The 20,899-nt window shown below is 74.5% G+C and carries 15 protein-coding genes; 4 read left to right on the top strand and 11 right to left on the bottom strand.

Going from position 1 to position 20,899, the window contains the following annotated elements; all coding sequences use genetic code 11:
* Window positions 1–110: 110 nt before the first annotated feature.
* The 3 genes from JHAT_RS07440 to JHAT_RS07430 all read right to left on the bottom strand — a co-directional run bounded on the left by JHAT_RS07440 (window position 111) and on the right by JHAT_RS07430 (window position 5,419).
* On the bottom strand, window positions 111–1,376 hold the full coding sequence (locus JHAT_RS07440) for a helix-turn-helix domain-containing protein (protein ID WP_077797235.1): 1,266 nt from the start codon (window positions 1,374–1,376) through the stop codon (window positions 111–113).
* Window positions 1,377–1,492: 116 nt separating this feature from the next.
* A complete protein-coding gene (locus tag JHAT_RS07435) occupies window positions 1,493–4,279 on the bottom strand; it encodes a helix-turn-helix transcriptional regulator (protein ID WP_077797289.1) in 2,787 nt (928 codons plus the stop codon).
* Window positions 4,280–4,507: 228 nt separating this feature from the next.
* Entirely contained in the window at window positions 4,508–5,419 is a 912-nt protein-coding gene (locus JHAT_RS07430; protein WP_077797234.1) for a dienelactone hydrolase family protein, read from the bottom strand.
* Between the two features lie 341 nt (window positions 5,420–5,760).
* Here JHAT_RS07430 and JHAT_RS07425 point away from each other — a divergent pair, with 341 nt between their 5' ends.
* On the top strand, window positions 5,761–6,645 hold the full coding sequence (locus tag JHAT_RS07425) for a Gfo/Idh/MocA family protein (protein ID WP_077797233.1): 885 nt from the start codon (window positions 5,761–5,763) through the stop codon (window positions 6,643–6,645).
* Between the two features lie 383 nt (window positions 6,646–7,028).
* Here JHAT_RS07425 and JHAT_RS07420 read toward each other — a convergent pair whose 3' ends face one another.
* From JHAT_RS07420 to JHAT_RS07410, 3 genes are all read right to left on the bottom strand, one after another.
* Window positions 7,029–7,970, bottom strand: a complete 942-nt coding sequence (locus JHAT_RS07420; RefSeq protein WP_077797232.1) for a hypothetical protein — start codon at window positions 7,968–7,970, stop codon at window positions 7,029–7,031.
* 289 nt (window positions 7,971–8,259) lie between these two features.
* A complete protein-coding gene (locus JHAT_RS07415; protein WP_077797288.1) occupies window positions 8,260–8,622 on the bottom strand; it encodes a MerR family transcriptional regulator in 363 nt (120 codons plus the stop codon).
* A 26-nt stretch (window positions 8,623–8,648) separates the two neighbouring features.
* Complete coding sequence (locus JHAT_RS07410; RefSeq protein WP_375603552.1) at window positions 8,649–9,407, bottom strand: SDR family NAD(P)-dependent oxidoreductase; 759 nt, start codon at window positions 9,405–9,407, stop codon at window positions 8,649–8,651.
* Between the two features lie 457 nt (window positions 9,408–9,864).
* Here JHAT_RS07410 and JHAT_RS07405 point away from each other — a divergent pair, with 457 nt between their 5' ends.
* Together JHAT_RS07405 and JHAT_RS07400 are read left to right on the top strand one after the other, a co-directional pair.
* On the top strand, window positions 9,865–11,067 hold the full coding sequence (locus JHAT_RS07405; protein WP_077797230.1) for a glycoside hydrolase family 64 protein: 1,203 nt from the start codon (window positions 9,865–9,867) through the stop codon (window positions 11,065–11,067).
* A 76-nt stretch (window positions 11,068–11,143) separates the two neighbouring features.
* On the top strand, window positions 11,144–12,253 hold the full coding sequence (locus JHAT_RS07400; protein WP_077797229.1) for a PP2C family protein-serine/threonine phosphatase: 1,110 nt from the start codon (window positions 11,144–11,146) through the stop codon (window positions 12,251–12,253).
* Here JHAT_RS07400 and JHAT_RS07395 read toward each other — a convergent pair.
* A complete protein-coding gene (locus tag JHAT_RS07395) occupies window positions 12,225–14,516 on the bottom strand; it encodes an MMPL family transporter (RefSeq protein ID WP_077797228.1) in 2,292 nt (763 codons plus the stop codon). The two genes, JHAT_RS07400 and JHAT_RS07395, sit on opposite strands and share 29 nt — an antisense overlap.
* Before the next feature lie 203 nt (window positions 14,517–14,719).
* Between JHAT_RS07395 and JHAT_RS07390 the strand changes: the two genes are divergently transcribed.
* The gene (locus JHAT_RS07390) at window positions 14,720–14,941 is read left to right on the top strand and encodes a hypothetical protein (RefSeq protein WP_077797227.1); all 222 of its coding nucleotides are present in this window, start codon (window positions 14,720–14,722) and stop codon (window positions 14,939–14,941) included.
* Window positions 14,942–15,006: 65 nt separating this feature from the next.
* On the opposite strand, the gene JHAT_RS07385 is transcribed toward JHAT_RS07390, so the two are convergent.
* From JHAT_RS07385 to JHAT_RS07370, 4 genes are all read right to left on the bottom strand, one after another.
* Window positions 15,007–15,492, bottom strand: coding sequence for a DUF5709 domain-containing protein (locus JHAT_RS07385; RefSeq protein WP_077797226.1), 486 nt, complete (start codon window positions 15,490–15,492; stop codon window positions 15,007–15,009).
* A gap of 185 nt (window positions 15,493–15,677) precedes the next feature.
* Window positions 15,678–18,032 carry a glycoside hydrolase family 65 protein gene (locus JHAT_RS07380; protein WP_077797225.1) on the bottom strand — a complete coding sequence of 785 codons (2,355 nt, stop codon included), beginning with the start codon at window positions 18,030–18,032 and terminating at the stop codon, window positions 15,678–15,680.
* Window positions 18,029–18,769 carry a beta-phosphoglucomutase family hydrolase gene (locus JHAT_RS07375; protein WP_077797224.1) on the bottom strand — a complete coding sequence of 247 codons (741 nt, stop codon included), beginning with the start codon at window positions 18,767–18,769 and terminating at the stop codon, window positions 18,029–18,031. Before JHAT_RS07375 ends, JHAT_RS07380 begins: the two co-directional genes overlap by 4 nt.
* Window positions 18,770–18,912: 143 nt before the next feature.
* Window positions 18,913–20,562 carry a TlrC/CarA/OleB/SrmB family ABC-F type ribosomal protection protein gene (locus tag JHAT_RS07370; protein ID WP_077797223.1) on the bottom strand — a complete coding sequence of 550 codons (1,650 nt, stop codon included), beginning with the start codon at window positions 20,560–20,562 and terminating at the stop codon, window positions 18,913–18,915.
* Window positions 20,563–20,899 lie beyond the last annotated feature (337 nt).

Raw genomic sequence — 20,899 nt, 5'->3', positions numbered from 1 at the left:
CTGGGGGAGGCACGACTGCCCGCAGCTGGGGGGACACGGGACGATGCGGCTGCCCGCGGCTGGGGGGAGGGCGCGGGGCTGTGCGGCTGCCCACAGCTGGGGGGTGGGGGTCAGGTCGGGAGGAGGTGGTGGGCGGTCAGGGAGAGGGTGATCTCGACCAGGTCGGCCGGGCGGGCCAGGGAGCGGCCGGTCAGTTGTTCGCAGCGGCGCAGGCGGTTGAGCACGGTGTTGCGGTGGCAGTAGAGACGTTCACCGGCCCGCTGCGCCGAGCCGTCGCAGTCGAGCCACGTCGTCAGGGTGTCCAGCAGGACGTCCCGGTCGGCGGGCTCCAGCCGCAGCAGCGGGCCGAGCACCCTGGTGGCGAGGGTCCGGCCGAGATCGGGGCCGGCCACCACCAGGGCGGCGGGGAGGTGGTCGGCCAGCCGGACCACGCCGCCGTCCTCGGGGCAGATGCGGAGAGCGGTGTCGGCGTGTCCGCGGGCCTCGCCGACGGCGGCCAGCCCCTCGACGGGGCTGCCGACGCCGATCCGCGGTCCCGGGACCACGTCGCCCGGCACCGGCGGATCGCCGTCCCCGGCGGCGAGCAGCACGATGCCGTAGTCCACCTCCGCCCCGGTGTGCCAGTGGACGCGGGTCCCGTCCGGTACGACGGCGGCGCGGGCGGCGGCGCGGGCGGGGTTCACGCCGGCGACGGCGACGACGACGTACCGGCCCTGCTCCGGCAGGTCCAGCGCCTGTGCCGCCTCCGGCAGGTCGGCGATGCGGCTGGTGCCGTCCAGCAGACCGGCCGCGAGCAGCCGGGCCCGGTTCTCGCGGCGCCGGCTCAGCTGCCACTCGGTCTGCCGGTAGGCGTCCGCGACGAGCGTGCAGTGCTCGTCGACGAAGTTCCACACGTCGGCGGCCACGTGCACCAGCAGCCGGACGTCCTCGGGCGCGGTGCGGGAGGTCTCCTCCACCAGCCGCTGCCACACCAGGGACCCGCCGAGGCGGAAGGCGTGCAGCAGGGCGTCCAGCGGCAGTCCCTGTTCGGCGCGGGTGGCGCCGATCCGCCAGGAGCAGCGGCGGGCCGCGTCCCGGGAGCCCCGCGGATCGAGCAGCGAGGTCACGCTGTGCCGCAGCGAGCGGTGCGCCTCCTGCCAGGTCGCGGTGGGGTCCTTCGCCAGGACGGCGCGGTACGCCGGTTCCAGCTCGCGCAGCAGCGCCACCAGTCGGTCGGTCAGCCCCGGCAGGTCGTCGAGCAGCCCGCGGGCCGCCCGGTGCAGGACCCGCAGGGCGTCGGCGTCCATGAGCGAGGCGACGCCCGGTGTCCGCGGGCGCGGAACGGGCGTCAGTCCGGCGGTGCGGATCGCTGCTCGTGACCGTACGGCGTGGTGCATCGCGGTCCTCCCCAGGCCAGGGCTCACGGAGGAGGCCCGCAGCGGGCGTGCGCCCGCGCCCGGCCTGCCCCCTGACTCGTCCTGCCCCGAAGGATGACATACCGTCTGGTCGGTCCCTAGGGTCGTGCACCGGTCTTTTCGGCCCGTTCCCCCTGTTCCCCCTGCTCCGCCTGTTCGACCACGCGCGCCAGCTCCAGCCGGGACCGTACGCCGAGGGCCGCGAACACCTTGCGGAGGTGGTAGTCGACGGTGCGGGTGCTCACCGCGAGGGTCAGCGCGACCTCCCGGTTGGTGGCGCCCCCGGCGACGTACCGGGCGATGCGCAGCTGCTGCGGGGTCAGCCGGGTGAGCGTGCCGGTCCCCGTGGAGCCGCGCGAGGCGGCCCCGAGCGCCCGCAGCTCGTCGCGCGCCTGCTCGGCCCAGACACCGGCGCCGGACCGTTCGAAGCCGGCCAGCGCGCTGCCGAGACGGTCGCGGGCCTCGCGCGGCCGGCGTCGCCGGCGCAGCCACTTGCCGTACAGCAGGGCGGTGCGGGCCCGTTCGAAGTCGCCGCCCGCCTCGTCGTGCCGGGCGAGCGCGCGCACGTACAGCGCGTCGGCGTCCTCCGGCGGGGCCAGCAGGGCGTGGCAGCGGGCCAGTTGGGCGGCGGCCTGCGGGTCGGCGCCGAAGGCCGCCCAGCCGGCGAAGTCCGTCAGGAGCGTCCGGGCGTCCTCGTGCCGGCCGGTGAGGACGGCGGCCTCCACGAAACAGGGCACGGCCAGCCGCCACACCGCGAAGTGCCCGCGCCGGGGCCCGGGGAGGACCAGGAGGCCGAGCCGGTCGGCGGCGTCGAAGGGACGGCCGCGCCCGAGGTCGGCGCGGGCCGCCGCCCACTCCGCCAGGGTGGCAGCCTGGGCCAGTCCGTGCCGCCGGGCGGTGGCCAGCGCCGCCGTCACGTGCCGGGCGACGACGTCGGGCTCGTCCTCGATCGACGCCGCGAGGGCCAGCACCGCCCGGTGGTGGGCCGCCGTGTTGCGCTGCCCGGCCCGCGCCGCGGTGCGCAGGCCCTCCTCGGCGTGGGCGCGGGCCTGGGGGTGCCGGCCCGCGCGCAGTTCGGCGTAGGCGAGGTACTCCAGTGCCTGCGGGACCAGCGCGTCCGACCCGAGGTGGCGGGCGGCGGCGAGGGCCCGCGCCCCGGCCCGGCGGGCGACGTCCACCTCGCCCAGCAGCAGCGCTGCCGCCGCCGCCCGCAGCGGGCCCTCGGGGCGCTCCCCGGTGCCGGCCCGCTCCACGACCCGCCCGAGCGGTGCCGCCGCGCGGTCCAGCCGTCCTTCGAGCAGCGCCCGCATGCCGACGAGGTGGTCGCGCACCGGATCGGTGTGCGGGGCGGCGGCGGCGGACGCACGCGGCTGTCCGGCGACGTCGGGGCCGGCGATCCGGTCGGGCGGAGGCGGTTCCGGGCCGAGGGTGGCCAGGCACGCCGGCAGGTCTCCGGCCGCCCAGGCCGCGTCGGCGGCGGCCAGGGCCGCGGTCGCGGCCTGGGCGGGGGCCTCGGCGGCGAGCAGGGAAGCGGCCAGCAGCAGGGACTGGTGCGCGTCGCCGACGGGGCCGTCCCCCAGTTCCGTCAGCCCGCGCACCAGCGCGGCCCGCCCCCGGACCACGGCGGGCGCGGCGCCCTCCCGCGCCGTGGTGAGCAGCGGACGCGCGCGGTCCGGCCGGCCGGCGAGCAGTTCCTGCTCGGCCGCGGCCGTGTACCGCTCCGCCCGGACCGGGCCGTCGGCCGACAGGTCGGCGGCCCGGGCGTACGCCGTCGCGCGCAGCCGGTGCGATGCGGTGGACTCGTCGGCCGCCCGGGCCGCGAGCCGGTCCGCGAGGGCCGGCGCGGGACCGGCGCCGGCCAGGGACCAGGCGTGGTGGAGCAGCGCGGGGAGCCGCTGCCCGGCGGCCTCCAGGACGTCGGCCAGCGCGCGGTGGGCCGCGTGACGGCGGTCCGGTGCGGCGGTGGCGTGGACGGTGCGGCCGACCAGCGGACTGTGGAAACGGAACCGGCCCTCGCAGAGCGCGAGGAGCCCGGGCACGGATTCCGGGCACGGCGCGGGCGCGGATTCCGGGCACGGCGCGGGCGCGGTGGCCGGCCGCAGGTGCCGTACGGCGTCCAGGACGAGGTCGGCGTCGACGTCCGGGGCGTCCGGCACCCGGGCGGCCGCCGCCACCGTCAGCAGCAGGTCCCGTACGTCCGGCGGCAGCCCGGTCAGGGCCGCGCCCGCCACGTCCTCCAGGGTGCCGGCGTCCGCCAGTGGTCGGGGCAGCGGCCGGTGCCCGCGCAGTTCGGCGGGCGACAGGCGGCGGACCAGGGCGAGCAGCAGACCCGGGTTGCCCTCCGCCTCGGCCAGCAGTTGGGCGCGCACGGCCGGGTCGGCGGTGCCGTCGGTCGCGTCGTCGAGCAGGGCGTCGGCCTGCGGCGGCGTCAGCGGGTCCAGGCGTACGGCGGGCAGGTGGGCGAACTCCGGGTCGACGGCGCGGTGGCCGGCCACGGAGAGGAGCAGGCCGACCCGGTCCGCCGGGTGCAGGCGCTCGGCCGCACGGCCCAGGGCGGCCCGGGCCGGCGGGTCCCACAGGTGCGCGTCGTCCACGCACACGAGCAGCGGGCCGTCGCCCGCCGCGGTCCGCAGGCCGGCGAGCAGTTCCCCGGCCGGCGCGGGCGCGCACCGGCCCGCCGGGGCGTCGAGGTGCAGGACGGGACCGGCCGTGAAGGAGCGGGCGGCCCACCGGAGGAGAGTGGTGCGGCCGAGCCCGGGTTCCCCGGTCACCACCAGGTGGCCTCCGCGGGTGGCCAGCCCGTCCAGCAGCTCCCCCACCGCCCGCCGTTGCCCGTCGTGACCGTGGATCCGCACGGCCGTACGTACGGTCGTCTCTCCGTTCATTCCCGTGAGGTTACGCGTGCGTAACCAGAGGCGGAAGGCGCCGGTCCACGCCCGCCGCGCACCGGTCGGGCCGGGTGCCGGCCGTTCCACCTGCGGTTCCTTCGTGAGGTGCGCGGGGCAGCGCTGTGCGGTCGCCCAGGGTGCGCGGCCCGGTGCCGTGCGGCGGCACAGCGCGCCGGCGGCGGCCGCGCCGTACGCGCGGCCGCCGCCGGACCGTGCCGTGGAGGGTCAGGAGCCGTGCGGGCAGTTGCCCCGGTACTCCTCGATGGTGAGGCTGGGCCGCGGCAGCGGGCACAGGAACTGCTCGTAGCGGGTGTCGTTGTCGATGAACCGCTTGAGCCAGGAAATGCTGTACTTCGCGATCGTCGTGTTCGACGTGTTGGGCGAGAAGTGGGTCGCGCCGTTCAGCTCCAGGTACGCGCGGTCCGTGGTGGAGGGCAGGCTGGAGTAGAAGGGCTGGGAGTGGGAGGCGACCGGGGCGATGGTGTCGCCGTCGGCCCCCACGATCAGGGTCGGGGTGCTGACCTCGGGCCAGGTCTTGTCGAGGTTCCAGGGGGTGAGGGGGATCGCGGCCTGGAGCGAGGGCCGGGACTTGGCGGCCTCGAGGGTGCCGCCGCCGCCCATCGAGTGCCCCATCACGCCGAGCCGGCTGCTGTCGATCCGGCCGCGCACGGAGCTGCGCTCGGTGAGGTAGTCCAGCGCGGCGAGCAGCTGCCGCCCCCGGGAGTCGGGCTGGTCCACGGTGGTGAGGGTGTCGATGGTGAAGACGACGAAGCCCTGCGAGGCCAGGCGCGGCCCGAGCCAGGCGATGGAGGACTGGTACGCGGTGAAGCCGGGCGCGATCACGACGGCGCCGAACGTGCCGTCGCTGGTGCTGGTCGGGTAGTAGATCGTGCCGCCGCCGAAGCCGGTGACGGCGAGAGAGGAGACCCTCGTGTCCGCCACGGAGTAGGGGCCGCGCAGTGCCTCGATGCTGGAGGTGGTCGGCGCCGGGCCGCGCTCGTAGGGGTTGTCGGCGGCGTGGGCGCCCGGGCCGGTGAGGGTGCTGAGCGCGACGACGGCGGCGAGGGCCGCCGTGACACCGGCCAGCCGCCGGCGCGCGCCGCGGGGAGCGGCGTGGGTGTGGGGGTTCTGCTGCACGGGGAGTCGTCCTCTCTGTCGTGGCGGGTCGCCCGGCCGGTGGTCGCACACGGCCCGGGACGCGTGGGGTCGCGTCCCGGGACATCCGCCGGCCTGGCCTCGCCGATGAGCTGGCGTTGCCACTGTCGACGGGCGTGGCGGTGGAGGGGATCGGCAGAATCACCGGTCTCGTGGGACGCGGGCGGCCGGCGGGGCGGACCGGTGTGCCGCCGGGGGCGGACGCGGCGGCGTCCCTCGGCCCGGGCTTGCGGGGGTCCCCGGTCCGTGTGACACGCTCGGCACCGGCCGGCGAGGTGGTGCGCCGGCCGGAGTCGGGCCGGACATCTCGGAGAGGCGGCGGCATGCGCATCGGACTGCTCGGTACCGGCCCCTGGGCGGACATGGCCCACGCGCCGGCCCTGGACGGGCACGACGACGTGGACTTCGTGGGCGTGTGGGGACGTAGGCCCCGGGCCGCCGAGGAGCTGGCGGCACGGCACGGCACGCGCGCCTACGACGACGTCGACGCCCTGTTCGCCGACGTGGAGGCCGTCGCCGTGGCGCTGCCGCCGGCCGTGCAGGCCGGGCTCGCGGTGCGCGCGGCGCGGGCCGGGTGCCATCTGCTGCTGGACAAGCCCCTCGCGACGACGGTGGCGCAGGGACGGGCGGTGGTCGAGGCGGTGCGGGAGGCCCGCGTCGCCTCCGTCGTCTTCTTCACGACCCGGTTCCAGCCCGGGACCGAGGCGTGGATCGCCGAACAGGCGGAGGCCGGCGAGTGGTTCACGGCGCGTGCGCAGTGGCTCGGCGCGGTGTTCGGCGGCGACAGCCCGTTCGCGCGCTCGCCGTGGCGGCGTGAGAAGGGCGCCCTGTGGGACGTCGGCCCGCACGCCCTGTCCGTCCTGTTGCCGGCCCTCGGGGACGTACGGCGGGTGGCGGCGGCCGTGCCCGGTCCCGGGGACACCGTGCACCTGGTCCTCGACCACGCGGGCGGGGTGTCCAGCACGCTCACGCTGAGCCTGACGGCACCGCCCGCCGCGGCGGGCGCCGCGGTGGAGTTGCGGGGCGGTACCGGGGTGACGCTGATGCCGGAGGATCCGCAGGGCCCGGTGCCCGCTCTGCGACGGGCCGTGGACGCCCTCCTGGCCGCCGCGCGCACCGGTCGTCCGCATCCGTGCGACGCCGTGTTCGGTCTCCGGGTCACCGAGATCCTCGCCGAGGCCGAGGCGCTGCTCGGCGACGGACGGTGACGCCGGTCATCCGCCGGCGTCCTTCGTCCCGGCCGGTGTCCCGCTCCACCGGAACCAGGCCCGGTCCCCCTCAACGGGCGGGAGGAAGCCGGCGACCGGGCCGGCAACCGCCCTGCCGACCGGCACACCGCCCCGCGCCGGCACCGAACGGAAGGGCGTCGGACCCGCCTGGAAGGCTCATGAAGATCTTGTTGAAGGGTCACCCGGCCGGAAGCCGGGTGACCCCTCTTGGCTAGGGGGTGGCGGGGGTGAGGTGCCAAGTGCCGCAGGTTCGTGTGAGTCCGAGGTTGATCGGAGGATGTGCTGCAGGACGCGGGTGATGACACCGCGAGGTGTGCGTCCTCGGTGTTGTTCGAGGTTGAGGTGTCCCTTGAACGTTTCGTTTACGAGTTCGATGACACCAGCCGCGTACGAACGAGCGCTCGCAGCATCCCGGCGCCCGCCCCCACCGCTGCAAGGTGCAGGACCGCCGCGAGCGCGAGGTTTTCCGGCAGGGCCGCATCGGCCGGCTGCGCGACCGCCAGGTACAGGGTGAACGGAAGCTTCCAGCCGCTCCAGGCGAACAACGAGCCCGAGCCGAGCCAGCCGAGCGCCATCGGCCACCAGCGGGGGACTCGTGCGGGCCGGCCTCGGACAACAGCCCAGGTAGCGGCGGACGCCACGAACGCCCAGAGCCCGAAGACGCCGGACAGCACATACCAAGCGAGGTCCCGCTCGCCGCGGTGGGCTACACCTGCGGTGCCGCCCACCGCCCAGTACAGCCAGACAAGACCGGCTGCGACGCCGACCACGGCCATCCATGGCAGCGCCCTCGGCGAGCCCTCCCCACGGTCCCCGAGCCGACCCGCGAACGCGTCCGGCCAGCGCCGCCGCAAGTACGTGGGCAGCGCGATGGCCAGACCCAGCCCCATGCCCACAAACCCGATCTGAACCAGCGCTGCCTCCCAGACCGGCATCGACGGGCCTGCGTCGCTCCCGCTCCTCGGATTGCCGTCCTCCGAGCCCAGCAGCGAACTGAGAACGGCGTACGGCAACACCGGGACGAGGAATCCCGTTCCGACCCAGGCGCAGAACGCCAACGGCGCTCCCGGTATGCGCATCCCCCACGGCCGCACCAGCGCGAGCGCCACCGCGATCCCGATCCCTGCCATACCGATCGTGGCGCTGTTGAGCACCACCCACTCTGCCATGCCGAACCCGGTCCCGACCGGCAGCAGCCCCAAGAGCGAACCAACCACCCAGGACACCTTGATCAGCAGGTAGGGCGTCAGCGCCAGTGCTGCCCCATACGCCGCGACTCGCCCGACCCGATCCCACCGAGCCACCTGAACTCCCCATTCAAGAAACGGAGTTCCATTCTCATTCACCGCTGTTCCCACGGGCGTCAACCGCCGGGCGCATCCATGTCATCACTCAGGGGGAGTGAGAATCAGCCGACGGGAGCACATAAGGACGTCGGAGGAGTCACTGACGCGCTCCACTCGCACGTTGATCCCAGGAAACAGCACGGCCTCGACCGTCTTGCTCGCCATGGCAGAAAACACTCTGCCGAAACGATCCCTCGTTCCCCTCGTCGGCCTGGCAATTCACAGAACTGCGGACAGAGCCAAAATTTCAGACCCGCATCAGGCCCGTCCGCTCCCGGAGCGCGGCCGCCAGCCGGTCGCGGACCTCGGTCTGGGCGGCGATGCGTTCCTCGAGGACCGCCAGCCGTTCCCGTGCCACCCGCAGGCCCTTGTCCGAGGGCGGGCCCGCGGTCACGTCGCCGTCCAGGCACGGCAGGAACACGCGGACGTCGTCCAGGGTGAGTCCGACGGCCAGCAGGCGGCGGATGTTGCGGACCCGCACCACCGCCCCCTCGTCGTAGACGCGGTAGCCGTTGTGGGCCCGTTCGGAGGAGATCAGCCCGGCCTCCTCGTAGTGCCGCAGCGCCCGAACGGTCGTCCCCGCCGCCCTGGCCAGTTCACCTATCCGCACCGGTCGCACCTCCCGGACCATGCCTATCACGCCACGACCGCCCCGCCGTCGACGGGAAGCACGACCCCGGTGACGAAGGACGCGGCCGGTTCGGCGAGCCGGGTGATCGCCCAGGCCACCTCCTCGGGCCGGCCGATCCGTCCCAGCGGGGTGTGCGCCAGCTGCCACTCGCGCACCGCGGCCCTGCGCTCCGGCGTCAGGCCCTGGTGCTCGCCGATGGGGGTGTCGATCGCGCCGGGGGCGACCGCCACCACCCGGATGCCGCGCGGGGCCAGCTCGACGGCCCAACTGCGCGTCAGCAGTTCGAGGGCGGTCTTGGTGGCGGCATAGACCGAGCTGCCCGGCCAGGCCCGCTGCCCCACCGAGGTGCTGACGTTGACGATCACGCCGCCGGAGGCCTCCAGGGACGGCAGCGCGGCCTGGGCCAGCAGGACGGGGGCGACGAGGTTCGTCCCGAGCTGGGCCGAGATCAGCTCCGGGCTCAGCGAGCCGAGGGCGCCGCTGTGCACGACGGCGGCGTTGTTGACCAGCACGTCCAGTCGGCCGTGCGCCTCCGTCACGGCCCGGACGATGCGTTCGGGCTCCCCGTCGGCGGTGATGTCGGCGGGCAGCGGGGTGATCCGCTCGTACCCGGCCGCCGTCTCCGCGAGTGGTCCGACGCGCCGTCCGACGGCGACGACGTGGGCCCCCTCGGCGGCGAAGGCACGGGCGGTCGCCCGGCCGATGCCCGTACCGGCCCCGGTGACGACGACGATCCTGCTGCTTCCTGACGTGCTGATGTCCATGCCGGTCATCGTGCAACCCTGCCGCCGGTGTCAGGGTCAACGCGTCGGGTCGCCGGTCGGTGTGCGGCACGGCAGGGCTCGCCCCGTGACCTCGCCGCCGCCGTCCGCCGCCACCCGGCACAAGGGCCCCCGGGGTGCGGGGCACCGTGTCCGCCGGCACGCCCTCCGTGAAGGGGGCGCCGACGCCGTCGTCCGGTGCCCGGCCGGCGGGGCGGACGCCGCGCAGGGCCGGCCGCCGTCACTCTCCGCGCTCGGATTAAGCGGGCCTTAAACGCCGGTTAAGGGTTCCGGGCCGCCCCTCCCGCCGCCCAAGTCCCGCCTGGGACGACGCCGTTGGGGCCCGTCGAGACGGTTGGCCGGGGCATTCGTTCTGCGTACCATCGGGCCACCGTCTGAGAGCGCTCTCGAAGGACCGCCCTCAGACTGTCATGTTCCGATCACACAGGAGACCCCCCACATGACTCCCCGTCACCAGCGCTCCCTCGGCCGCCGCAAGCTGCTCGTCGCCCTCGGCGGCATGGCCGTGGCCGCACCCGCCGTCGCCGCCGTGGCTCCCCACGCCCTCGCCGACACGGACAGCGGCACGGCCGCACCCCGGGCCGCCGGCGCCCTGCCGCTGACCATCGTCAACGACACCGGATCCTTCGGCAACGCCGATGTGCACGTCTACATCGTCGGCAACCGGGACGGCCGCCAGGTGCGCGTCACCCCGGACGGCACCGTCGCGCCCGTGGTCCTGTCGGACAACGGGGCCGACGGCTACACCGACTACGCGATCAGCCTGGCCGGCAGCGGTGCGACAACGCTGTCACTGCCCTACCTCTCCGGCCGGATCTACGTGTCGCTCGGCGCGAAGCTGAAGTTCAAGGTGGTCACGGACGGCGCCGGCAACCCCGCGCTGCAGTACCCGGCGGGCTGGGTCGCCTCCGACCCCAACTACGGGGTGCTGCACGACTGCGCCGAGTTCACCTACAACGCGGCCGGGATGTTCTGCAACACCACCATGGTCGACATGTTCAGCGTGCCGCTCGCCATCCGGCTGACCGGGGCGAAGGACCAGACGACGGGCACCGTGCGCCCCGGCGGACGGGCGGCGGTCTTCGCCGCCGTCCGGCAGGTCGAGGAGTTCGCCCCGCTGGCCGTGGACGACCGGCGCGTGATCGCCCCCGGGCACGCGCTGGACGCCGGTCTGTTCCCGAAGGACTACCTCGCCCCGTACATCGACGAGGTGTGGAGCACCTACACCGGCAAGGACCTCACCGTCACCACCAACGCGGGCACCTTCACGGGCCGGGTCCGCGGTGACCGGCTGACCTTCGACGGGCCCGCCCAGGTGTCCTTCGCCAAGCCGTCCACCCGGGACGTGCTGTTCTGCGACGGCGCCCTCGCCGCGCCCAACGACGGCACGACCGGCCCCGTCGCCGCGGTCCTCGGCGCCGGTTTCAACCGCACCACCCTGCTGTCCTCGGCCGCCCAGCCGACGACCGACCCCGCGTCGTTCTACCGGACCGCGCTGACCAACCACTACGCCAAGGCGGTGCACGCGGCCACGGAGGACGGCAAGGCCTACGGCTTCGCCTTCGACGACGTGGCCGACTTCGCCTCCTACGTGCAGGACACCGCACCCACCGGGATCCGGCTGACGCTCACCGCGTTCTGAGACCCGTCGTCCGGATCGGGCCGGGCGGTGCGCTTCCCGGCGTGCGCCGGGAAGCGCACCGTAGGAGCGTGGTGGTGTGCGAAAGGTGTCCGCCGTGCCGTCGCGCCGGGACGAGGACCGGCGCGGCTGGCTGCACGGGGCGCCGCCGCCCCGCTGGGTGCGGGCGCTGCCGTTCGCCCTGGTCGTGGCGGTCTGCGCGGCGACGCTCCTCAGCCCCGGCCCGCTCGACATCGGGTTCCTGCTGGGCGCGATCCCGCCGCTGGCCGTGCTGTCGTACAGTCCGCCGGCGACCGCCGCGCTGGGCGGCGTGGTCATCGCCCTGCTGAACGTCCCGGCCCTCCGGCTCGACCGGCCGGGCGGCACCGATCTGCTGACCGTCGTCTTCGTCTGCGTGCTCAGCGTCTTCGTGTCCTACGTGCGCAGCCGCCGCGACGCCCAGTTGGACCTGGCGCGCACGGTCGCCGAGGCCGCGCAGCGCGCCGTCGTGCCCCCGCTGCCCGAGCGGGTCGGGGCGGTGCGCTGCGCGGGGCTCTACCGGGCGGCGCAGCGCGGGACGCTGGTCGGGGGCGACTTCTTCGACGTGCGGGACGGTCCCTTCGGCGTACGGGCCGTGATGGGCGACGTGCAGGGGCACGGCCTGGCGGCGGTCGCGACGGTCGCCTCGTTGCTGGGGGCGTTCCGGGAGGCGGTGCTGGACCAGCCCGACCTGGTGTCGGTGGCCGCCCGGCTCGACCGCAGGCTGCTGGTGGACTCGGCGCAGGCGCGGCAGGCGGAGCTGTTCGCCACGGCCGCGCTGCTGGAGTTCTCCGCCGACGCCCGGGAGGTGCGCGTCGTCGTCTGCGGCAATCCGCCGCCGCTCCTGCTGCGCGGCACGAGGGCCACGGAGCTGGAGGTCTCGCCGTGGACGCCGCTCGGGCTCGGCCTGGCGGACGCCGGCTCGATCGAGCCGAGCACGGTGTCGCTGCGCCCGGGCGACCGGCTCTTCCTCGCGTCCGACGGTGTGGTCGAGGCCCGGGACGGCAGCGGTGCGTTCTATCCGCTGGCCGACCGGCTGGCGGCGTTCGCCGCCGGGGAACCCTCCGCGCTGGCCGCGCGTGTGTGGGCGGACCTGGCGGGTTACTGCCCGGACGTGGACGACGACGTCACGATGCTCGTCCTCACCCCTTCGTCCCCGCCCGCGCGCTGAGATCCCGCTCGTGCTCCCCCTCGACGTCGATGTGCGGCAGGATCCGGTCGAGCCACCGGGGTGTCCACCAGGCGTGACGGCCCAGCAGGGTCATCACGGCCGGTACGAGGAGCAGGCGGACGACGGTGGCGTCGATGAGCACGCTGACGGCCAGGCCGAGGCCGAGCATCTTGACCACGATGTTGTCGCTGACGACGAACGCGGCGAAGACGCTCACCATGATCAGCGCCGCGCAGGTGATGACCCGCGCGGTGATCTCCAGGGCGTGGGCCACCGCCCCCTTCGCGTCCCCCGTGCGCAGCCAGGCCTCGTGCACCCGGGAGAGCAGGAAGATCTCGTAGTCCATGCTCAGCCCGAAGACGATCGCGAACATCATCATCGGGACGTAGCTCTCGATGGGCACCGTGCCGGACACGCCGAGCGCGGGCCCGCCCCAGCCCCACTGGAAGACGGCGACGACGACGCCGTAGGAGGCGGCGATCGACAGCACGTTCAGGACGGCGGCCTTGACGGCGACCAGCAGGCCGCGGAAGACGGCCAGGATGATCAGGAACGCCAGGGCGACCACGACGCCGATGATCAGCGGCAGCCGGCTCGCGACGATGTCGCGGAAGTCGACCTGGGCGGCGGTGGCGCCGGTGACGTAGCCCTTCGCGTCCGTGCCGGCGACGGCGTCCGGCAGGGTGCTGTCGATCAGGCGGTCGACGAGGTCGGAGGTGGCGGCGTCCTGCGGGGACTGCGCGGGGTAGACCGTGGCGAGCAGCACGTCGCCGTCCTGGGTCGGTGTCACGGGTGTGACCACGGCCGTGTCCGGCGCGTCGTCGAGGCCTCTGGTGACCCGGGAGGCGAGGTCCGAGCGCTGGGTCCCGGGTACTCCGCTCTGGTCGACGACGACGGTCAGCGGGCCGTTGGAACCGGGCCCGAAGGCGTCGGTCATCAGGTCGTACGCCCGCCGGTCGGTGAAGGAGACGGGGTCGGCGCCGTCCCCGATGTGGCCGAGCCGGAGGGAGAAGACGGGGAGGGCCAGGACGACGACGGCCGTCACACCGGCGGCCAGGAAGTACCAGGGCCGTCGCTCGACGCGCCGCGCGTAGCGGTGCCAGGTGCCGTGGGGTTCGCTCCCCCGCTCCGCGTCGGTCTCGGCGACGGGACGGCGCACCCGCAGCCGGTCGACGTGCCGGCCGACGAGGCCCAGCAGGGCGGGCACCAGCGTCAGCGCGCCGAGGACGGCCGAGACGACGGTGACCGCGGCCGCCACTCCGAGCTTGCCGATGAAGGACACCCCGGACGCGTACAGACCCAGCAGTGCGACGATCACCGTGCAGCCGGAGACGAGGACGGCGCGGCCGCTGGTGGCCATGGCGTGTCCGGCCGCCCGCACCGGGTCGGCGCCGTCCATGAGGTCCTGCCGGTGTCGGGTGATCAGGAACAGCGCGTAGTCGATGCCGACCCCCAGGCCGATCATGGTGGCGAGGGTCGGTGACACGGTGGCGAAGGTGAACGCCGCGGCGAGCAGGCCGAGGCAGGCCAGGCCGCCGATCACCGCGATCAGCGCGGTCACCAGCGGGGCGACGGCGGCGAGGACGCTGCCGAAGCCGGCCAGCAGGACGACGACGGCGACGCCGAAGCCGATCAGCTCGCTCACCCTGTCGTCGGTGGTGGGGCGTGCCAGTTCCCCGAGCGCTCCCCCGTACTCGACCTGGGCGCCGGCCGCGCGCAGCGGCCGCACGGAGTCGTCCACTCCGTGCAGGTAGCCGTCACCGAGCCGGGAGGGCGAGGTGTCGAGGCGGAGCGTGAGGTAGGCGGTGCGGCCGTCCGAGGACAGGGGGCCCACGTTCGGTCCGGACGACGAGCCGGAGGCGGGGGCGGCGGTGAGCGGGTTCTGCACGGACCGGACGTGCGGGAGTTTCTGCAGGGCGGTCACGGTGGCGGACATCTGCGACCCGAGCGGGACGAGCGGCTCGTCGGTGTCGTGCACGACGATCTGGGCGCTGGAGCCGGCGGCCGCGGGGTCGTGGCGGCTCAGGACGTCCATTCCCCGCTGCGACTGGGACGAGGGCAGGGTGAAGTCGTCCGAGTAGTCCCCGCCGAAGGAGCGGTTCGCGAGCTGGAGGGCCGCCAGGGCGACGAGCCACGCGACGACGACGATGACGCCGTGCCGGGCGCACCACTCGCCGCACCGGCGCAGACCGCCCGCCCTGACCGCCCCGCCCGCTCCGTCCGCGGTCCCCCGTCCCTCGGCGCCGGTACGGCTGTCTGTCATGCACCTGCCCTCTTCTGCCGGGCGGATCGTCCGATACGCCCCCATTAGACGCCGCGTCGCCGGATGCGGCACGTCGGATCCGCCCTCCGGATGCGGGGGCCGCCGCGGCATTGAATGGTGTTATCGGGATAGTCGGGACCGATAGCCAGAGCACCAGCAGGGCACCGGCACCGAAGCAGCGATCCGGACCGAGGAGCAGTCACATGTCCACATCAGAGCCCGATGCCTCCCGGTCGTCCGAAGTCCTCGGGAACGAGGACCGCACCACTCCGGACGACCGGCTCCACGCCCGCACCGGCACCGAGGTGTCCCCCGAGGACATCGTTCTCGCGGCCGGCCGGGACCTCACCCCGAAGAACCTCGAATGGGCCAGGAACAAGCTGGCCGAGGAGGGCCCCGCCGCCCTCGACAAACTGCTGCCCTGACCGAACCGCCGTGAGGGGACCACCCGGCCACAGGGCCGGGTGGTCCCCTCACGGCGGTTCGCCCGCTACCGCTCCTCGCCGTCCGGCAGCGCCGTCCCGTCCTCCACGACGTGCACGGCGGCCTCCTCGGCACCGGCGGCTCCCGCGTCGATGCCCACGTCCTCGGCGACCGTCTCCTTGGTCGTGTCGGTGCGCACCCCCTCGTCGGGGGCGACCAGGCGGCCGGAGCGCTCCGTGCCCGCCTCGGGGTCGACCGGTTCGCCCTCGCCGCCGGGCTCGTCGCCCACACCGTCCCCGTCGGGCGCGGAGACGTCGGGCACCTCCTGGGACAGCCGTTCGTCCAGGGTCTCGCCGTCGTGCTGCTCGGCGGCCGTGGTGCCGTGCTTGGTCACGCCCAGGGGCTTCTCCGGCGGGGAGTAGCCCTCGTCGAGCGTCTCGTCGTAGTCCCGCTCGTCGACGGCGTCCTGGAGGTCGAGGGGCGCCGCGTCCTCCTGCTCCTCGTTGGTTCCGGTGGGCTGGTAGACGTCGTCGGCCATCGGGTCCGTGCCCATCACTGCCTCCTTCGCGCGCCACGTCGGCTCGGTCGTGTCGGTGTCCGGTTCGCGTTTCCCGATTCGCGATCTTTAACCCGGAGGGGCGACACGGATCTCCGGGTCACCGACGCGGCACGGGGTCCAGGAGGGACGGGACGCGGCCGGTCGGGCCGGGGCCGTTGCGCCGCGCGCGTCCGGCCCGGTCAGCGGGCGTTCGGACGGCGGTGCGGAGGCTGCTCGGGGGTCGGGCGCCGCTCGGGGGCGGGGACGGCGCGGGTGACGGGGCCGTTCCCGTTCATGAGCACCGGGCTCCCGTGGTGGTGGATCGTCAGCGGTGCGCCGTTCAGCAGCCTGTACGTCACCTTGTCGGCCTCGATCTCCACGCTCACGCACCGGCCGCGGAACTGGAGCCGGAAGGCGAGCCGACTGAACTTCTCGGGCAGCCGGGGCGAGAACCGGAGGCTGTCGCCGTCGCGGCGGGTGCCGCCGAAGCCGGCGACCAGCGCCATCCACGTCCCGGCCAGGGAGGCGATGTGCAGCCCGTCGCGGGTGTTGTGCTCCAGGTCCGCCAGGTCCATCAGGGCGGCCTCGGCCGCGTAGTCGTAGGCCAGGCGCAGGTGTCCCGTCTGGGCGGCGACGACGGCCTGGCAGCACGCCGAGAGGGACGAGTCCCGCACGGTCAGCGGCTCGTAGTAGGCGAAGTTGCGGGCGATCTGGTCCTCGTCGCAGTGCGCGTCGAACCAGTTGCCGCAGGTGTACATCGCGAGGACCAGGTCGGCCTGCTTGACGACCTGTTTGCGGTAGATGTCGAAGTAGGGGAAGTGCAGCATCAGCGGGTACTGGTCCGCGGCGGTGCTGGCGAAGTCCCAGCGCTGGTGGCGGGTGAAGCCGGCGTCCTGCTCGTGCACGCGCAGTTCCTCGTTGTACGGAATGTGCACGGCCTCCGCGGCGTCCCGCCAGGCGGCGCTCTCCTCCTCGTCGACGCCGAGCCGGGACGCCCGGTCGGGGTGGCGTTCGCAGGCGTCGGCGGCGGTGAGGAGGTTCGAGCGCGCCATGAGGTTGGTGTACACGTTGTCGTCGGCGACGGCGCTGTACTCGTCGGGGCCGGTGACGCCGTCGATGTGGAAGACGCCGTGGTGGTCGTGGTGGCCGAGGGACCGCCACAGCCGGGCGGTCTCCACCAGCAGCTCCAGGCCCGTCTCCCGTTCGAAGTCGGTGTCGCCGGTCGCCGCCACGTACCGCACCACCGCGTGCGCGATGTCGGCGCCCACGTGGAAGGCGGCCGTGCCGGCCGGCCAGTACGCGGAGCCCTCCGAACCGTCGATGGTCCGCCAGGGGAACGCCGCCCCGCGCAGCCCCAGCTGGGCGGCGCGGTCCCGGGCGGCGGGCAGGGTGTCCTGGCGCCAGCGCAGCGCCTCGGCGACGGCCCTGGGCTCGGTGTAGGTCAGCACGGGCAGGACGAACATCTCGGTGTCCCAGAAGGCGTGTCCGTCGTATCCGGAACCGGTCAGTCCCTTGGCCGGGATCGCCCGCTGTTCGGCGCGTGCGCCGGCCTGCAGCACGTGGAACAGGGCGAAGCGGACGGCCTGCTGGATCTCCTCGTCGCCGTGCACCTCGACGTCCGCCCGGGCCCAGAAGTCGTCGAGGTAGGACTGCTGTTCGGCCACCAGTCCGTCCCAGCCGCTCTGGGCGGCGGCGGCCAGCGCCGCCTCGACCTGGTCGCTCATCGCGGGCCGGGAGCGGGCACTGGACCAGCCGTGGGCGACCGTCTTCCGCACGCGCAGCCGCTGCCCCGGTTCCAGGACGGAGGTGATGGTCAGGCGGGCCACGTCCACGTTGCTCTCGCTGCTGGTGGTGGTCTGCTCGGGGCCGTCGACGACGTGGTCGGCGGCCACGGCGACCCTCAGGCCGCTGCGCCGGGTGCGGTGGACCAGGCGGAGCCGGGGGCCGAGCGCGAAGTCTTCCTCCGGTTCGAGCGGGGACTTCAGCGCCTTGGCCGTGCGCGGGTCGCCGTCCGGGTCGGGCAGGCTCTCGTTGGTGACGAGTTCGGACTGGATGACCACCCGGGTCCGGCTGTCGACGGGTTCCACCTCGTACTCGACGGCGGCGATGGCCCGCTGGGTGAGGGAGACCAGCCGGGTGGAGCGGACCCGGATGGTCGAGCCGGCCGGCGAGGTCCACTCGCAGCGCCGCTCCAGCACCCCGCGCCGCAGGTCCAGGGTGCGTTCGTGGGTGACGAGCCGTCCGTAGCGCAGGTCGAAGGGCTCGTCGTCGACCAGCAGGCGCAGCAGCTTGCCGTTGGTGACGTTGATGACGGTCTGCCCGGACTCGGGGTAGCCGTAGCCGGCCTCGGCGTAGGGCAGCGGGTGCAGCTCGTACACGCCGTTGAGGTAGCTGCCGGGCAGGCCGTGCGGTTCTCCCTCGTCGAGGTTGCCGCGCCAGCCGACGTGCCCGTTGGACAGGGCGAAGACGGACTCGCTCTGGGCGAGGAGGTCGAGGTTGAGCTCGGTCTCGCGCACCGACCAGGGCTCGACCGTGTAGGCCCGGTTGGTGATCACGCGTGGCCCCCCAGCTCGGCGAGGTCCTTGACGACGCGGTCGGCGCCGTGGGCGTACAGGGCGTCGGTCTGGCCGACGCGGTCGACGCCGACGACGTAGCCGAAGTGGCCGGAGCGGCCGGCGTCCATGCCGGCCAGGGCGTCCTCGAAGACGGCGGCGCGGGACGGCTCGACGCCGAGGTCGCGGGCGGCGGCCAGGAAGGTGTCGGGGCGTGGTTTGCCCGGGAGTTTCCGCTCGCGCGCCACCACGCCGTCGATCCGCACGTCGAACAGGTGCTCGGCGTCGATGGAGCGCAGGACGTCGATGGTGTTGGCGCTGGAGGAGACGATCGCGGTGGCGAGCCCGGCCGAGCGGACGGCGTCGATGTAGCGCAGCGTGCCGTCGTACGCCTCGACGCCCTCGGTGCGGATCTTCTCCAGGACCAGCTCGTTCTTGCGGTTGCCGACCCCGTTGACCGTCTGCGCGTCCGGCGGGTCGTCGGCGGAGCCCTCGGGGAGTTCGATGCCGCGCGAGGCGAGGAAGGTGCGCACTCCGTCGGCGCGGGGGCGGCCGTCGACGTACTCGTCGTAGTCGGAGTCGGTGAACGGGTGGAAGTCCGCGCCGTCGCGCTCGCGCAGGAAGGCGTCGAACGTCTCCTTCCAGGCGGCGGCGTGCACCACCGCCGTCCGGGTGACGACCCCGTCGAGGTCGAAGAGGCAGGCCTGGATGTCGTCGGGAAGTCCGAGCTGCGTCGTCATACCCGACACAGTTCCCCGCCGGGGCGCGTCCCATCGGGTGGTACGTGACACAGGGCGGCCGGCACTCCGGAAGGGGCCGGTCCGAGACCGGCCCCACCGGCCGGCCCGGGATCGGCGACGGCACGCCCCGGCGTGCATCCGCGTCACTCCGCCCGGGCCGCGGTCTCCGGCAGTTCCACATGCTCGCCCCGGAACCGCGCCCGCAGCGCACGGTCGTGGGTGACCAGCACGATCGCCCCCGGGTAGCCGGTCAAGGCCTCCTCCAGTTCCTCGACCAGCGCCGGTGACAGGTGGTTCGTCGGCTCGTCGAGGAGCAGGAGGTCGGCGGGGTCCGAGACCAGTCGGGCCAGATCCACGCGGCGGCGCTGACCGTACGACAACTCGCCCATGCTCAGCCGAAGTTCCGCGGGGCGGAAGAGGCCGAGGGCGAGCAGGGCATCGGCGTGCTCGTCGGCGGAGCCCACGCGGCCCAGCCCGAACGCCTCGGCCACCGTCAGGTCCGGCGGCCACGGCGTCTCGTCCTGGCGCAGGTGTCCCACCCGGCCGGGCACCCGCACCGAGCCCTCGTCCGGTCGCAGCTCACCGGCGAGCAGCTTCAGCAGCGTCGTCTTGCCGGCTCCGTTGGGGCCGGTGACGAGAAGCCTGCCGCTGCGGCCGAGGGTGAGGGAGCGCAGGCGCAGACGGTTTCCCACCCGTACGTCCGACAGCCGGGCGGCGGGAAGCTCCGCGGAGGCGGTTCCGGTGCCCCTTCCCGCGACGGCGCCCGTCGTCGCCGGGTGCGCCGTGAAGGCCAGCGGGTCCGGCGGCGGTGCCACCGGGCTCGCGGTCAGCCGCTCGACCCGTTCGCGGGCGTTGCGGATGCGGGCCATCGCGCCGTGCGCCCGGCCGCGGGCCCGGAAGCCGCCGTGACCGAAGTTGGCCAGCGGTGCCTTGCGGGGGATGGTGCCGAGGCGGGCGGCGTGGCCGGCGGCCAGCCGCTCGTTGCGCGCCAGTTCGGACCGCCACGCCTCGTGCTCCTGGAGCCGGCGGCGGCGCTCCGCCGCCTTCGCCGTACGGTAGCCGGTGTAGCCGTCCCCGTAGCGGGTGACCTTTCCCCCCTCGGCCTCCAGGACCGTGGTGGTCAGGCGCTCCAGGAAGACCCGGTCGTGGGTGACCGCGAGCACCGTGCCGTGGTGCGCCCGCAGCTGCGTCTCCAGCCATTCCACGGCCTGGTCGTCCAGGTCGTTGGTCGGCTCGTCCAGGAGGAGCAGTTCGGGGCGGCCGGCGAGGACGCCGGCCAGGGCGAGACGGGAGCGCTCGCCGCCGGAGAGGGTGCCGAGCCGGCGCTCACGACGGAGAGCCGGCAGGCCGAGGTGGTGCAGCGCGGTGTCCACCCGGCGGTCGGCGTCGTAGCCGCCCCGCGCCTCGTAGCGTCCGAGGAGCAGGCCGTACGCGGCGAGCGCGGCCGGGTCCCGACCGTCACCGAGCGCCTGCTCGGCCCGGCGCAGCTCGGCCTCCAGGGCGCGCAGGTCCGCGAGGGCCAGGTCGACGGCGTCCTGGACGGTGGCGGTCGGGGGCAGGGGGACGGTCTGGGGCAGGTAGCCGATGCCGCCGGCGGCGGTCACGGTCACCTCGCCGCTGTCCGGGCGCTCCCGACCTGCGACGAGCCTGAGGAGTGTGGACTTGCCGGCGCCGTTGTCACCGATCAGTCCGGCCTTCTCCCCCGGTTTCAGCGTGAGGGAGACCTGGTCCAGGACGGAGCGGCCGGGGTAGCGCTTGGTGACGTGGCTCAGGGTGAGTTGTGAGGTGTGCAAGATCGGATCCCTCCTGGCCGCGCGGGCTTCGGCCCGGGCCGGATCGGGGTGGACGGCTGCACGGCGGGGCGCGGCGACGGCGGAGTACTGCTCTACGCGGTCGGCGCCGGTGATCTCACAGGGAACCCATGAACAGGACGGTACGCCACGACGCACGACTTGGCAAGACGGAACGTCTCGCCTCGTTGGCTGCAGGGGCGGGGGCGGCGCGGGCCCGCGCCCGAGAGGTCCTCGGAGGTCCGGCGAGGGCTCCGTCGCCGACGGGGAGGCGAGGCCGGGACGGTGCCGGCGGGGCGTTCGGGGGGGCGGGAAAGGGGCACGCCGGCGGCCGTGCGGC

The sequence above is a fragment of the Streptomyces sp. JHA26 genome (genome assembly GCF_002005565.1).
Lineage (GTDB): Bacteria > Actinomycetota > Actinomycetes > Streptomycetales > Streptomycetaceae > Streptomyces.
Note: the sequence above shows the minus strand (reverse complement) of the source record. Positions and strands in the feature narration are given on the sequence as shown.